The sequence below is a fragment of the Mesorhizobium zhangyense genome, from assembly GCF_011045115.1.
GTDB lineage: Bacteria > Pseudomonadota > Alphaproteobacteria > Rhizobiales > Rhizobiaceae > Mesorhizobium_M > Mesorhizobium_M zhangyense.
This window is the reverse complement of the sequence record NZ_JAAKZG010000005.1, coordinates 501986-515948: the sequence shown is the minus strand read 5'-3', so window position 1 is coordinate 515948 and position 13963 is coordinate 501986. Positions and strand designations below refer to the sequence as shown.

At 63.0% G+C, this 13963-nt stretch carries 18 protein-coding genes; 8 read left to right on the top strand and 10 right to left on the bottom strand.

Annotated features, from left to right (window positions below):
• Position 1 precedes the first annotated feature (1 nt).
• Positions 2 to 436, top strand: coding sequence for a cupin domain-containing protein (locus G6N74_RS15410; RefSeq protein WP_165118784.1), 435 nt, complete (start codon positions 2 to 4; stop codon positions 434 to 436).
• A gap of 164 nt (positions 437 to 600) precedes the next feature.
• On the opposite strand, the gene G6N74_RS15405 is transcribed toward G6N74_RS15410, so the two are convergent.
• The 3 genes from G6N74_RS15405 to G6N74_RS15395 are packed head-to-tail and all read right to left on the bottom strand — an operon-like array spanning position 601 to position 2969.
• Positions 601 to 1275, bottom strand: a complete 675-nt coding sequence (locus G6N74_RS15405; RefSeq protein WP_165118782.1) for a lysoplasmalogenase — start codon at positions 1273 to 1275, stop codon at positions 601 to 603.
• The gene (yddG, locus tag G6N74_RS15400; RefSeq protein ID WP_165118780.1) at positions 1272 to 2159 is read right to left on the bottom strand and encodes an aromatic amino acid exporter YddG; all 888 of its coding nucleotides are present in this window, start codon (positions 2157 to 2159) and stop codon (positions 1272 to 1274) included. The genes G6N74_RS15405 and yddG overlap by 4 nt, the downstream gene beginning before the upstream one ends.
• Before the next feature lie 27 nt (positions 2160 to 2186).
• Positions 2187 to 2969 carry a DUF3108 domain-containing protein gene (locus G6N74_RS15395; protein WP_165118778.1) on the bottom strand — a complete coding sequence of 261 codons (783 nt, stop codon included), beginning with the start codon at positions 2967 to 2969 and terminating at the stop codon, positions 2187 to 2189.
• Between the two features lie 222 nt (positions 2970 to 3191).
• Here G6N74_RS15395 and G6N74_RS15390 point away from each other — a divergent pair, with 222 nt between their 5' ends.
• From G6N74_RS15390 to G6N74_RS15370, 5 genes are all read left to right on the top strand, one after another.
• Positions 3192 to 3779, top strand: a complete 588-nt coding sequence (locus tag G6N74_RS15390; protein ID WP_165118776.1) for a biotin transporter BioY — start codon at positions 3192 to 3194, stop codon at positions 3777 to 3779.
• A gap of 9 nt (positions 3780 to 3788) precedes the next feature.
• A complete protein-coding gene (locus G6N74_RS15385; RefSeq protein WP_165118774.1) occupies positions 3789 to 4232 on the top strand; it encodes a DUF1284 domain-containing protein in 444 nt (147 codons plus the stop codon).
• A 124-nt stretch (positions 4233 to 4356) separates the two neighbouring features.
• Entirely contained in the window at positions 4357 to 4650 is a 294-nt protein-coding gene (rpmB, locus tag G6N74_RS15380) for a 50S ribosomal protein L28 (RefSeq protein WP_091909895.1), read from the top strand.
• Between the two features lie 84 nt (positions 4651 to 4734).
• Positions 4735 to 5415 (top strand): queuosine precursor transporter, encoded by a 681-nt coding sequence (locus tag G6N74_RS15375; protein WP_165118772.1) that lies wholly within the window; start codon positions 4735 to 4737, stop codon positions 5413 to 5415.
• Positions 5416 to 6087: a spermidine synthase gene (locus G6N74_RS15370; RefSeq protein WP_165118770.1), complete on the top strand. Its 672-nt coding sequence runs from the start codon at positions 5416 to 5418 to the stop codon at positions 6085 to 6087.
• 5 nt (positions 6088 to 6092) lie between these two features.
• On the opposite strand, the gene G6N74_RS15365 is transcribed toward G6N74_RS15370, so the two are convergent.
• The gene (locus G6N74_RS15365; RefSeq protein WP_165118768.1) at positions 6093 to 6521 is read right to left on the bottom strand and encodes an Lrp/AsnC family transcriptional regulator; all 429 of its coding nucleotides are present in this window, start codon (positions 6519 to 6521) and stop codon (positions 6093 to 6095) included.
• 121 nt (positions 6522 to 6642) lie between these two features.
• On the opposite strand from G6N74_RS15365, the gene G6N74_RS15360 reads away from it, so the two are divergent.
• The gene (locus G6N74_RS15360; RefSeq protein ID WP_165118766.1) at positions 6643 to 7743 is read left to right on the top strand and encodes a saccharopine dehydrogenase family protein; all 1101 of its coding nucleotides are present in this window, start codon (positions 6643 to 6645) and stop codon (positions 7741 to 7743) included.
• An 8-nt stretch (positions 7744 to 7751) separates the two neighbouring features.
• Here G6N74_RS15360 and G6N74_RS15355 read toward each other — a convergent pair whose 3' ends face one another.
• The 6 genes from G6N74_RS15355 to G6N74_RS15330 all read right to left on the bottom strand — a co-directional run bounded on the left by G6N74_RS15355 (position 7752) and on the right by G6N74_RS15330 (position 13515).
• Positions 7752 to 8123, bottom strand: coding sequence for a nuclear transport factor 2 family protein (locus tag G6N74_RS15355; protein WP_165118764.1), 372 nt, complete (start codon positions 8121 to 8123; stop codon positions 7752 to 7754).
• A 63-nt stretch (positions 8124 to 8186) separates the two neighbouring features.
• Positions 8187 to 9173, bottom strand: coding sequence for an esterase-like activity of phytase family protein (locus G6N74_RS15350; protein ID WP_165118879.1), 987 nt, complete (start codon positions 9171 to 9173; stop codon positions 8187 to 8189).
• 248 nt (positions 9174 to 9421) lie between these two features.
• A complete protein-coding gene (gene cobT, locus G6N74_RS15345; protein ID WP_165118762.1) occupies positions 9422 to 11323 on the bottom strand; it encodes a cobaltochelatase subunit CobT in 1902 nt (633 codons plus the stop codon).
• Between the two features lie 9 nt (positions 11324 to 11332).
• The gene (locus G6N74_RS15340) at positions 11333 to 11722 is read right to left on the bottom strand and encodes a hypothetical protein (protein ID WP_165118760.1); all 390 of its coding nucleotides are present in this window, start codon (positions 11720 to 11722) and stop codon (positions 11333 to 11335) included.
• A 77-nt stretch (positions 11723 to 11799) separates the two neighbouring features.
• Complete coding sequence (cobS, locus tag G6N74_RS15335) at positions 11800 to 12786, bottom strand: cobaltochelatase subunit CobS (protein ID WP_165118758.1); 987 nt, start codon at positions 12784 to 12786, stop codon at positions 11800 to 11802.
• A gap of 117 nt (positions 12787 to 12903) precedes the next feature.
• On the bottom strand, positions 12904 to 13515 hold the full coding sequence (locus G6N74_RS15330) for a J domain-containing protein (protein ID WP_091909874.1): 612 nt from the start codon (positions 13513 to 13515) through the stop codon (positions 12904 to 12906).
• Positions 13516 to 13658: 143 nt separating this feature from the next.
• Between G6N74_RS15330 and G6N74_RS15325 the strand changes: the two genes are divergently transcribed.
• Positions 13659 to 13961: a BolA family protein gene (locus G6N74_RS15325; protein ID WP_165118756.1), complete on the top strand. Its 303-nt coding sequence runs from the start codon at positions 13659 to 13661 to the stop codon at positions 13959 to 13961.
• The last annotated feature ends 2 nt before the right edge of the window (positions 13962 to 13963 follow it).

Sequence of the window (13963 nt, the reverse complement as noted above, 5' to 3'; positions counted from 1 at the left end):
GATGGATGCTGCGTCGATCATCGCGACGCTCGGCATGAAGCGTCACCCGGAAGGCGGCTGGTATGCCGAGACCTTTCGCGACGCGACAGCGCACAATCCGCGCGGCCATTCGACCGCGATCTATTTCCTGCTCGAAAAGGGCGACGTTTCGGCCTGGCACCGGGTCCGGGATGCGGTCGAGGTCTGGCACTATCATGCCGGGGCACCGTTGACGCTGCGCATGCATCAGGAAGGCGCCGGCGTGAGCGAGCATCGACTCGGGCCGGATCTGCTTGTCGGCGAACGTCCGCAGCATGTCGTGCCCGCTGGCTGGTGGCAGACGGCGCAAAGCCTCGGCGACTGGACGCTTGTCAGCTGCACCGTGGCGCCGGGGTTCGAATTCGCACAGTTCGAGCTGGCGGATAAGGGCTGGGAGCCTAGCGCTGCGGAAATATAAGCGTTTCAGATAGTTAACTATCACTGACGCTGCCCCTCATCCCCCTGCCGGGATCTTCTCCCCGTATAGTGACGGGGAGAAGGAGGAAGCTCCAACGCTGACGCCCCCCTCTCCCCGTCCCTGTAAGGGTGAGGGGCAGCGCCAACCAAAAAAGGATAAAGCGCCTACCGCCCTAGCAGAAACCCGAGCGTAATCAGCGCCTGCCCTGCATAGTAAAGCACCCAGACGGCATAGCGCATCCAGACGCCGCGCGGCGAGCCTGCGGGCAGCAGGAATTTTTCCGTGGCCAGCAGCGCATCGGAGGCCATGAACAGCACGGCACCCGCAATCGCCCAGGAATAGTCCAGCGTCAGCGACGTGACGCCCATTGCGAGGATCGCCAGGACATAGACCGCGATCGGCAGCCGCAGGCCCGCATCGACGCGTGGCCATAGCGTCTTGAGCATGCCGAAGGCGAAGACGGCCATTGCCAGAGCGCCTGCGATGCGCAACGGCGACGACAGAAACGCTGCGATCGTACTGCCGGAAACGACGAACAGGACGATGTAAAGCAGATGCCCGGCAAGAAAGGCGCAGAGCCCGCCGAGAAATGCCTTGTCGCCATCGCGCGACAGAAAGGCGTCGCCGACAGCACTCAGCGCCAGGGCGCCGACGAGCAGGAACGGCCCACCTTGCTGGAAAGCGAGCAGCGCCAGAAGCGCGACCGCTGCCGTCTTGACGCCCGTGCGCCGGATCGCCGGCAGGGCGTCGAGCATCATGCAATAGACGAGCGCCGACATTGCCGAGAAGAACAGCGTGCCGTTGGCCGTCGCTTCGATACCGCCGGGAAAGGGCATCATGCCTGCGCCCTCGCCGCTTGAGACTTGCCGAACAGCAGCGACTTGGCCGCCAGCACCGCGCCGCCGGTGATCAGCGCGCAGGCTGCGATGATGTTGAGCGACGGCTGCGCGAAACCGGCAACGATCAGCACCAGCGTCGAAAGCAGCGGGGCTGCATAGCTTGCCGCGCCCAGAACCTGGATGTTGCCGCGCTTCACCCCATGATCCCAGGCATAGAAAGCAGCACCCACCGGCATCAGGCCGAGACCGACGACCGCCAGCCACTGACCCGTGGTGGCAGGCAACACGGTTTGCTCAAGCGCCAGATGGCAGGCGAAGGAAAGGATAGCGGTGGCGGCGCAGAACCATGTCACGATGCTGGTCGGCACCGCCGGAAAGCGTCGCGACAGCAGCGAATAACCCGACCACAGGAAGGCGCAGACGGCGGCCATGGCATAGCCGAAGGCATAGCGGCTGTCGAAATCCAGCGCCCCGCCCTTGGTGACGATCAGTACCGTCCCGGCAAGGCCGAGCAGCGCGCCGGCAATATGGTTCCAGCGCAGCTTCTCGCCCGGCATCAGCGCCGAGCCGAGTACGATCAGCAGCGGCCAGAGATAGGCGATCAGGCTTGCTTCGACCGCCGGCGCATTGCGCAGGGCGGTGAAATAGAAGAAGTGGTAGCCGAACAGGCCGGCAATGCCGATGACCCAGACCTGCGGCGGGATTCTGACCGGCTGGGCGGGCGCTGTCATGAACAGGCGCGCCACAAGGCCGACAGCCGTGCCGATGGAGAAGGTGAGCGTCGATAGCAGGAACGGTGGCACCTGCCCCGAGGCGTCGGTGAGAAGTGCCAGCAGCGCCCACATGGCAACCGCCGAAAAGCCGATGAGTGTTGCGCGCCCCATTTCTCCCCCGAAAGGGGCCATCACCCCTTAATCGACTGCCTCGAACTTCTTCGCCCGGATGGTGATCGTGCCGATCTGCGTGCCGACCGTGGCGTAGACGGGTGCATATATCCCGGTTGTGCCGACCGGTGCAAACATCACCGCGATCTTGCTGCTGTTCCTGAGATAAGCGATCGACTTGTGGTCCTTCTTGTAGCCGGCAACAGGCACGAAACGCGCGCTGCATGTCACGGCGTCGCCGCTGTAACCCGGCAGCGTCACCGGATCGGTCGACACGTAGTCGAGCACCAGATTGACGCGCATTTCGCCGTCGAACATCTTCACCGTGCGGCGGCACACATCCTTGATGCGATCGGCGCGCACCAGGGTCGCCGAGATCGGGTCGGTGACATCGCGAAGGTCAGCAGGGCCGACGGGAACCCATTCCTTGCCGCGCTTCTTGAGCGGCGGGACGTTGACCGTCTTGGCGACATCGCCGCCGGCAAAGCTGATCTGGGTCTTCTGTTTCTTGCGGCCGGACGTGTAGTTCGTGACATACGCCGCAGGCCGGGGGTCGTTGCCGGCGAACCGGCCCGAGGACGATATCGTGCCCTTGGTGCTGTCGAATATCTGGGCAAGGCCGGCACTCGCAACGGAACCGCGCACGGAAAACTTGTCGCCCTGAAAACTGCTGTCGAAGCTGGAGCGCGCAATGGTGAAGCCGAGCAGGGAAACCGTGTATTCGCTGCGGAAGGCTTGCGCAGCGGCATCACCGATCGACAGGCCAGCAAGCGCGAGAACGATCGGAATTGCGTAAAAAATGCCTGCCATCAGTGGCCCTTTGCCCTTTCGGATCGGATTCGATGCGACGTCCCCGAAAGGACTTCAAGCCGGAAAATCCGGCGATTGTGTGAATCGCATAGCTGAACATGCTTGGCGGAGTACCAGATTTGGTACGGCTCCATGTTGCACAGCAGCATGGGCTTGTGGAATACCTGCCGCGCCAAATGAAGCCGCCGGCGCCACAAGGTCGCCAGAACCGGAGAAACATTCATGACCAATCCCTCTTCCGCCGCGACCATCCACGGCGCTTTTGTGCCGCTGCGGCTGACCGATCGCCCGCTCGCCTTGCAGGCGGCCGCCGTGTTTCTGGGTACGCTGTTCCTGGCCGCATCGTCGTGGATCGAAGTGCCGATGTTGCCGGTGCCGATGACCATGCAGACCTTTGCAGTGACGCTCATCGGCGCGCTCTATGGCTGGCGTCTCGGTGCAATCACCGTGGTTGCATGGCTTGGCGAGGGCATGCTCGGCCTGCCCGTGCTGGCCGGTGGTGGCGGCGGCCTCGTTCACTTCGCCGGCCCGACAGTGGGCTATCTCTTTGCCTTCCCGATCGCCGCAGCCCTTGTCGGCTACCTGGCCGAACGCGGCTGGACCAACGGCAATCTCGTTACCAGCGTGATCGCCATGCTCATCGGCAATGCGCTGATCCTCACCATCGGCGGAGCAGTTCTCGCAGCGATGATCGGCGTCAGCGATGCCATCACCTATGGCGTGACGCCCTTTATCATCGGCGCAATCGTCAAGTCGGCGCTCGCCACCGCAAGCGTCGAGGCAACGCGCCGCGCCAAGCAGAAAGCCTGATCCACGGCCATGACTGTCCGTATCCGCGCGCACCATCTCCTTTGCATGCTTACCTATGCCGGCAAGGGCTATAGCGCGGCGTTTACGGCCAATTACAACCGAATCGTCGAAAGGCTCGGCAAGGGCGAGGACTTGCTCCTCGTCGCCGGGCCTGACGACATCTGCCAGCCGCTGCTGGGCGATGATGACGCCCATTGCCGGCGCCACAGCGTGATCGAACGCGACGGACGCGCAGCAACAGCGGTCGAAGCGCTTACCGGCAATGCCGTTCACCCCGGAGAGGTCTTTGCCCTCGACGCCGGCAGGCTGTCGCAGATGCGCAGCGCCTTTCGGGCCGGAACGGTGCGGCAGGCCTGCGGCGGCTGCGAATGGTTCGACCTATGCACAGGAATTGCCGGCAAGGGCTACGCGAACACGCGGCTTGCGCTCGATCCACGGGCGCACCACTCTTGACGCCTCCGCCAAATGCCACTATGGAACGCCAACTTTTCCATGCGGCCGCTTGATAAGACTGCGCCCATCCGCTTTTTGGTGCGTCGCGATCATATGGCCCGTTCTAGAATCGAAGGTAAGTAAAATGTCCCGCGCATGTGAACTGACCGGCAAGGCCGTTATGTCCGGCAACAATGTGAGCCACGCCAACAACAAGACCCGGCGCAAGTTCCTGCCGAATCTCGTCAAGGTGACGCTGATCTCGGAAGCCCTGAGCCAGAACGTGCGCCTGCGCATTTCGGCCAACGCGCTTCGTTCGGTCGAACATCGCGGCGGCCTCGACGCTTTCCTCGCCAAGGCTGACGTTGCCGAGCTGTCGCAGCGCGCGCGCCTGCTGAAGAAGCAGATCGCCAAGAAGACGGCTGAAGTAGCCGCCTGAATCCATAATTAAGGCGGGGGACAACCGCCTTCCCGAGAGCATGGTTCGCCATGCTCTACTGGTTCCATCACCCAGGCTAAAAAAATGAATTTTTCATACCGCTATTTGCCCTTCGTGGCCGCCATGGCGCTTGTCGTCGTGGCATCGAACATCCTCGTGCAGTTCCCCATGCAGGGACAGCTCGGATCGTTGGCGCTCGCTGACATCCTGACATGGGGTGCGTTCACCTATCCCTTTGCTTTCCTCGTCACCGATTTGGCAAACCGCCGCTACGGCCCGAAAATGGCGCGGCGCGTGGTGTTTGTCGGCTTCATGGTTGCTGTCGCCTGCTCGATCGTCGTGCCGCCGCTGCTGTTCCAGTACGGCCTGATCGAGTTCGAGACCGCCGCCGACCGGCTGGTGCGGATCGCCATGGCCTCCGGTGCCGCTTTCCTCTGCGCGCAGCTGCTCGACGTGACCGTGTTCAACTGGCTGCGCCGCCAGAGCTGGTGGCGCGCGCCGATCCTCGGCACACTGGTCGGCTCTGTAGTGGATACGCTGATCTTCTTCTCCGTCGCCTTCTCGGCTGCCTTCGTATTTGCCGGCCCGAGCGACGCGTTTGCGCTTGAGCCTGCCCCGCTGCTCGGCGTGCTGCCCATCGAGACCGCGCGCTGGATTTCCTGGGCGCTGGGCGACCTGACCGTCAAGCTCCTCATCGCCGTCTTCGCGCTGATCCCCTACCGGTTGATCGCCATGCGCTGGAGCCAGCAGGCCGTGGCGGCGTAGTTGATTCCCTGGGTCCATCTCGATTCGGCAGCAACCCCGGGCGGCGGCGAGCTTCGCCTTAAAAGGCGCGGCGCCGAATTCTCGATCATGCTCGGCACCAACGAATTGATGAACAGCCGCCTCAGCGGTTCCGAGGAAGCACTGGCAAAGCTGTCATGCCAGAAGCTCGGCACCCGCAAATCCCCGCATATCCTGATCGGTGGCCTGGGCATGGGCTTTACGCTGCGCGCAGCACTCACTGAGCTCGGCAGCGCCGCGCAGGTAACCGTCGCAGAGCTTGTTCCGTCCGTCGTGGCATGGGCACGCGGTCCGATGGCGGAAGTGTTCGGCGATTGCCTTGACGACCCGCGCGTAACCATCCGGGAAACCGATGTCGGCCTGCTGATAGAAGGCGCCAAGGCCACCTACGACGCCATCCTGCTCGACGTGGACAATGGCCCTGAAGGCCTGACGCGTCAGGCCAACGATGCTCTCTACGACCTCTCCGGCCTGCACAAGGCGCGCGCGGCGCTGCGGCCAGGCGGTGTGCTGGCAGTGTGGTCGTCGGGACCAGACAGGGCGTTCACGAAACGGCTCAAGCAGGCCGGCTTCTTGTCCGAGGAAGTGAATGTACGCGCCACTGGCAAGCGCGGCGCACGCCATGTCATCTGGCTCGCCGTCAAGCCGGGCTAGTCTCTCTAGCGATCGATCCGCGTCGACAGAATGATCGACGACAGCGTGCGCTCGACGCCGTCGAGCGCGCCGATATGGTCGATGAGCAGGTCGAGATCGCGCACCGACGGCGCTTCAACGACGATGATCATGTCGAAATTGCCGCTGACCGAATGCAGCGTGCGCACCTCCGGGATGCGGCGAAGCTCGGCCCCGACAGCGACTGAAAGTTTTGGCGGAACGGTCACCAGAATATGCGCGCGCACGAGGTTTTTCTCGTAATCCGCGGCCAGCCTGACGCCGTAGCCTTCGATGATGCCCTGCTTTTCCAGCCGCTCGATGCGGCTTTGAACCGTCGTGCGCGAGACGCCGAGCTTTCGCGCCAGCTCGGCGGTCGAGGCGCGGGCATTCTCGCGCAGCAGCGCAATCAGGGCACGGTCGGCATCCGTCGTCATTATGATATATTCCTTCGGCGAATTGAGAATTTCTATCGCCGTTTCGTCTAAAATGAAACTGCCTTTCGACAGAGGGTGACGATACGATTCTGCCATTGAAAGCATTTCGAGGGGCAACACCATGAAAGAGATCGTAGTCGTCGGCGCTGGCAAGATCGGCGCGACCATAGCAAGCATGCTGGCGGAAACCGGCGACTATGCCGTTACCGTCGTAGACCGCGCGCAGGCGCAGCTCGATGCGATGGACCTCGGCCATGGCATTTCCGCACGACAGATCGACATCGGCCAGGATGGTGCGCTGGAGGCTGTGCTCGCCGGAAAATTCGCCGTGCTGAGCGCCGCTCCCTTCCACCTCACCACCAAGATTGCCGAGGCAGCCGCCAAGACCGGCGTGCACTATCTCGACCTGACAGAGGATGTGGCGAGCACGCGCCGCGTCAAGGAACTCGCCGCCACGGCCACCAGCGCCTTCATCCCGCAATGCGGGCTGGCGCCGGGCTTCATCTCCATCGTCGCCAACGATCTGGCGCAACGCTTCGACACGCTGGAAAGCGTGCGCATGCGCGTCGGCGCGCTGCCGCAATACCCGTCCAACGCGCTGAACTACAACCTGACCTGGAGCACCGACGGCGTCATCAACGAATATTGCGAGCCATGCGAGGCGATCGTCGAGGGCGAACTGGTCGACGTGCCGCCGCTGGAAGAGCGCGAGGAGTTTTCGCTGGACGGCATCACCTACGAGGCCTTCAACACCTCCGGCGGGCTCGGCACGCTGTGCGAGACCTATGCCGGCAAGGTGCGCACGCTGAACTACCGCACCATCCGCTATCCCGGCCACGCCGCGATCATGAAGGCGCTGCTCAACGATCTCGGCCTGCGCCACCGCCGCGAGGTGCTGAAGGACATTCTGGAGAACGCCTTGCCGGCGACGATGCAGGACGTGGTGGTGATCTTCGTCACCGTCAGCGGCCGCAAGCATGGCCGCCTGCTGCAGGAAAGCTACGCCAACAAGATCTACAGCCGCGGCGCCGGCGATGCGGCGCGCAGCGCCATCCAGATCACCACAGCCTCCGGCATCTGCGCCGTGCTCGACATGTTGGCTTTCGGTGCACTGCCGCAGAAGGGTTTTATCCGGCAGGAAGACATCGCGCTCGATGCGTTCCTGGCCAATCGGTTTGGGCATAACTACGCACAGGCGGGTGCGGCGCACCTGGCGGCGTAAGTTCGGCCTCAGGCCGGCATCATCGGCCCGAAGAAGCCGATGATGCGCTCGATGCGCCTGCCGTCAGGGCTCAGGAAGGCGATATCGATTCCCTCGGGCAAGGGCGTGCCATCCGCTTCGATCAGGCACCAGCCGAAACGGGCGATGCCGTGGTGATGATCGATAGCGCTCGTGCGCACGATCGTCGCGCCGGGGCGGCCAGCCTGGATCTTCGCGATATGCGCCAGCAATTCACCGGCGCCGGCCGTGTCGGCGCGCGGGTCGGTGTAAGTCGCCCCGTCAGCCCAGACGGATTTGAGCAACGCCTCGCGCCGCGCCGGGTCCGGTTCGTTCCAGACCGCGCAATAGCGGTCGATAAGATCGGTGATATCGGACGACATTGCCGGCTCCCGCATCGCAGACGCCGACCATAGCGCCAAAGCAGCGCGTGCGAAATCGCGGTTTCAATCCTCGCGCAGGATGAATTCCAGATAGAGATTGCGCTGCAGGATCGAGTGGTTGTCGTCGGAAAACATTGACACCATCACCGCGCCATCGGCGCGCCGCCAGACATCCATCGCTTCCATATTGTCGATCTGGTAGCTCATGTCGGTTTCGAGAAGGATCGGGCCGTCGACGACATTGCCCTTGGCGATCGTTGCCGCGTCGATGCGCCTCAGACGCATCCGCACCCCGCGCGCCATGGAATAGCTGCGCTCCAGCAGAAGCAGGTCGCCATCGGGCAGGAACGACCCGTCGGTGATGTCGAAATCGCCGCTGCGCTGGACGGTAAAGACGCCCTTGCGTGGGCCTGAAAGCACCGCTGCGAAGATGTTGCCCTGCTTGTCCAGGCTCTTTTCCGAGACGACGACCAGCGCGCCCTTGAGCGGGCTGTCCTCCGGCGCATAGGCGACCGTCTCGAAGCCACGATTCTGCCGCAGCTCCTGCGCCGGCACGAGGAAATCGAGCTGGCCGAACGCCGCACGCATATCGTCGGGGTTTATGTGGAACTGGGCAACGCGGTGGTTGCGCTCAAAACCGACGGTGGCGACATCGTCCTTGACGGCTAGGCCCTCGGCATCGACCTGCCATTTTTCATTGGCCGGATTTCCGGCCTCATCGACCATCTGCACCATGCGGAAATCGGAAATGCCGGTGGGGCGCTGGTCGGCATCGCGTGTCACCGTGCCGAAGAACCAGAAGCCGGTGTCGGCAACGCCGATGAAATCGCTGCCCGGTTTGCGAAAGCGCATGGACGACAGCGCACCGAAATTGCGCGACCGCGAGGTCATCTCCAGCCCGCCGACGAATTCCAGCGGGCCGAACTGCTTTTCGTCACGGCCGATGTGGAATCGGGTGATGGGGCGGGATTTGACTTCGACCTGCTCGACGGGAGCGGGTTCGGCTTGGGCGATGAGTGGTGCGACTAAGGCAAGGCCAAAAGCCAGCATCGCCGAAGAAGACAGCGAACGGCCAAGTGCTGCGACCCTGCCGAAGAGGGTTGCGCGATCACAGCAGCTCCCCCTCTCCGTCTCGGCTTCGCCGAGCCACCTCTCCCCCGCTTTGCGGGGGCGAGGAACCGGCACTCGCCAAAGCCGCGGCATTTCAGGACTTGGGTTCCTCGCCCCCATGAATTGGGGGAGAGGTGGCGCGCGAAGTGCGACGGAGAGGGGGTCTTTTATGTCCAGCTCAACCAACCTCATCCCGCCCGCCGGCGGCCGCCGCTGCGGCGGGTGTCGCGGACGGTCTCCTCGCCGAACAGCGAAGCAAGCTGCTCGGTCATGGCGCCGGCAAGTTCCTCGGCATCGACGATGGTGACGGCGCGGCGATAATAGCGCGTGACGTCGTGGCCGATGCCGATGGCCAGAAGCTCGACCGGGGAACGCGTCTCGATGAGATCGATGACGGCGCGCAGATGCCGCTCGAGATAATTGCCCGGATTGACCGACAGCGTCGAATCGTCGACCGGCGCGCCGTCCGAGATCATCATCAGGATTTTTCGCTGCTCGGGCCGCGCGATCAGCCGCTGATGCGCCCACAGCAGCGCCTCGCCGTCGATGTTCTCTTTTAGCAGCCCTTCGCGCATCATCAGGCCGAGATTGCGCCGTGCACGACGCCACGGCATGTCGGCGCTCTTGTAGATGATGTGGCGCAGATCGTTGAGGCGGCCGGGATTGGCGGGCTTGCCGTCCTTCAGCCACTTCTCGCGCGCCTGCCCGCCCTTCCAGGCGCGGGTGGTGAAGCCGAGGATTTCGACCGAAACGCCGCAGCGCTCCAGCGTGCGCGCCAGAATGTCGGCGCAGGTCGCGGCAACCGTGATCGGACGGCCGCGCATCGAGCCGGAATTGTCGAGCACCAGCGTCACCACCGTGTCGCGGAACTTGGTGTCGCGCTCCTGCTTGAAGGACAGCGGCTGCATCGGATCGATGACGACGCGCACGAGGCGGGCCGGGTCGAGATAGCCTTCTTCGAGGTCGAAATCCCAGGAGCGGTTCTGTTGCGCCATCAGGCGGCGCTGCAGCCGGTTGGCGAGACGCCCGACGACGCCCTGCAGATTGGCGAGCTGCTTGTCGAGGAAGGCGCGGAGCCGGTCGAGCTCCTCTTCCTCGCACAGTTCTTCCGCCCCCACCGTCTCGTCGAAAGTGGTGGTGAAAACCTTGTAGTCGATGTCACGCGGCAGGTTGGCGAATGGATCGTCCTTGCGGCGCGCCTCGCCCGGCGTCTCGGCGTCGGCATCGTCGTCATCCGCCATGTCGTCGGATGTGGCGTCTGACGCTTCCATCTCGCCGGACTGGTCTTCCTCGGCGGAAGCTTCGGAGTCCTCAGGCTGCGAATCATCGGCGCCGGTGTCGTCCTCGCCGCCTTCCTCGCTCTTTTCGCCACCCTGCGGCTGGTCTTCGTCGTTGTTCTCGGTGTCTTCGCTCTGCTCCTCATCGCCGAGTTCCTCGGCCATGTTCATGGAGGCGAGCATGTCGCGCACGACGCGGGCAAAGGCCTGCTGGTCGTCGAGTTTTCCGACCAGACCCTCGAGATTAGGACCAGCCTTTTCCTCGACCCAGTTGCGCCACAGTGAAACAAGTTTTTCGCCGCTCTTCGGGGCAGGACGGCCGGTCAGCTTCTCACGCACCATCAGCGCCAAAGCTTCCTCCAGCGGCGCATCGACCTGGTCGCGCACGTCGGCGAGATTGGCCTTGGCGTATTTGTCTTCCAGCATCGAGCCGATATTGTCGGCAACGCCGGCCATGGCGCGAGAGCCGATCGCCTCGACGCGGGCCTGCTCGACGGCGTCATAAACGGCGCGCGCCTGCTTGCCTTCCGGCGCCAGCTTGGTGTGGATGCGCGCATCGTGGCAGGCGCGCTTGAGCGCCATGGAATCGCCGAGCCCTCGCGTAACCGCGATATCGGTCTTCGATGCCTTCTTCGGCAGTTCCGGCAGGCGCGCCCGGTTGCCGGCAAGCGCCGGCTTGTCCTTGGCGAAGGCGACTTCCATCTCGTTGTCGCCGGAAATAGCACGCATGCAAACGGTCACGGCGCGCTTGAAAGCGTCCGCCTCACCGCCCGTCCTGGGCTTTCCGCGTGTGTTGTCGCCGGGTCCAGCCATCTAAGCTTCCTAATGCGGCGGCGGTGTGGAGGGGCTTTCCACGACCTGCTTGATATATTGGACTGCCTTAACCACCGGAATGGTAAATGCACCGGCCTTGCCGGCGTCATAGGCAGCGCGCCAAGTCTCATAGCCACCGGCGAATTCCGCCGGAACAGTCACGTTGCCTTCCTGCTTGAGCAGGCTTGTCTGCAGCGCCTCCTTGTCGAACGGCATATGGCCAATCGTCTGAAGAGGAGTTTCCGTGGTCGGAATGGGCGCGTCGGTTACGGAGATGGAAACGATATTCTGACCGTTAGCCATCTTGTCGACCTTGCCGATGATGACCCGCGATGTTGCGGGGCTTGCGTCCTGATAGGACCAGACCTGTCCCGACATGAAATCATTTGCAAAGGCCATGGACTGCAATCCGATCACGACAACTGCCGGCAGAGCGCAAAAGCGGAATGCAGCGTGCCGCACGATCGGGGCTCCCCTCACCCCAGCACGACGTTGGCCGATGATTCCGGCAGCTCTTCGCCAAAGGCGCGCTGGTAGAATTCGGCAACGATCGAGCGTTCCAGCTCATCGCACTTGTTCAGGAAGGTCAGGCGGAAGGCCAGGCCGACATTGTTGAAGATCTCGGCATTTTCCGACCAGGTGATGACCGTACGCGGGCTCATGACGGTCGAGAGATCGCCATTGATAAAGGCCGACCGGGTCATGTCGGCAACGCGCACCATCTTGTTGACGATGTCGCGGCCCTTGTCGTTGCGGTAGTGCTTGGACTTGGCCAGCACGATCGCGACTTCATTGTCATGCGGCAGATAATTCAGCGTGGTGACGATCGACCAGCGGTCCATCTGCGCCTGGTTGATCTGCTGGGTGCCGTGATAGAGGCCGGTCGTGTCGCCGAGGCCGACCGTGTTGGCGGTGGCAAACAGGCGGAAGGCCGGATGCGGACGGATGACGCGGCTCTGGTCGAGCAGCGTCAGGCGGCCCGACGATTCCAGCACCCGCTGGATGACGAACATCACATCCGGGCGGCCAGCATCATACTCGTCGAAGCAGAGCGCGACATTGTGCTGATAGGCCCAGGGCAGGATCCCGTCGCGGAACTCAGTGACCTGCATGCCTTCCTTGACGACGATCGCATCCTTGCCGACGAGATCGATACGGCTGACATGGCTGTCGAGATTGACGCGCACGCAAGGCCAGTTGAGGCGGGCGGCAACCTGCTCGATATGGGTCGACTTGCCGGTGCCGTGATAGCCCGACACCATGACGCGGCGGTTGTAGGCAAAGCCGGCCAGGATCGCCATCGTCGTCTGCTGGTCGAACAGATAGTCTGGATCGATGTCCGGTACATGCTCGCTGGCAGCGGAATAGGCCGGCACGACCATCTTGGAATCGAAGCCGAATTTCTCTTTCACCGACGCCGTCGTGTCGGGCAGGTTTGCGATATCGCGATCGACCTTGTTCATCATATCTCCACGCGCGAAGCCTCGTGCTTCACCGGCAATCCAATTTTGTTCGGGAGCGGTCTTAGAGCTTTTTCCGGCTGGGCGAAAGCCATTCCGGAAAGGCCTAAGACCTGATGCTCAACACAAGCCTGCCTGCTTGAGCACGCGATAGGCCTGAAGCACATCGCGGAACCGGTCTTCCGAACCCCTGTCTCCACCATTCGCATCGGGATGGTGGCGTTTCACAAGCTCCTTATAGCGCGCCTTGATATCCGCGCCAGTCGCCTTTGTGGTAAGGCCAAGCGTTTCCAGCGCCTTGGCCTCAAGCGGCTTGGCCTTGCGCTCGCGCGGTGCCGCCTTCTCGCCGAACATGCCGAAGGGATCGCGCACATTCTTGTAGTAGCCGGCGCGGCCCGAACGTTGCTGCGCGAAATCGGGCGAGGACGTGCGCGCGCCGCCATTGGTGCCCATGGTCCAGGTCGGGCGATGGCCGGTCATCGCTTCCTTCTGGAAGCGCGCGACTTCGCTGTCCGGCACGCCGGAGAAATAATTGAAGCCCTTGTTGTACTCGCGCACATGATCGAAGCAGAAGCGGAAATACTCGCCCTCCTTCAGGCGGCCGACCGGCGCCCGGTGCGTACCGGCTTCGTTGCACCCATCCCACTGGCAGATCGGCGCGCGCGCCTTCACCTCGGCCTGCGGGTCGGGGCGCACGCGAATCTTGTCGAAATATTTTGGATAGGGTTTCATCTATTCCCATTTAGGGGATGTTGGGGTCACAGAACAAGAATTGACATTTCGGCAATCATCGCCCTAACCCGCTGAATCGCGGATTAAATGCTAGATCGGCACTTTTACGATGAGTGCGACATATTTGGGTGAAGGAGACGGCAATGTCCATACAGGCAACGATGGAAACCAAGCTGAAACAGGCATATTCGCCGGAGCGGCTCGTCGTCCTCAACGAAAGCCATCTCCACGCCGGCCACCATCACGAGGATTCGGGCCATCATGTGACCTATGACGGCACCGGCGAGACGCATTTTCGCGTGCGCATCGTCTCCGATGTTTTTTCGGGCATGAGCCGCATCGACCGCCACCGCTCGGTCAACGCGCTTCTGGCCGACGAATTGAATGGCGGTGTGCATGCGCTGGCGATCGAGCCGGCAGCGCCGGGCGAAGCGACGCGCTGGTAGCG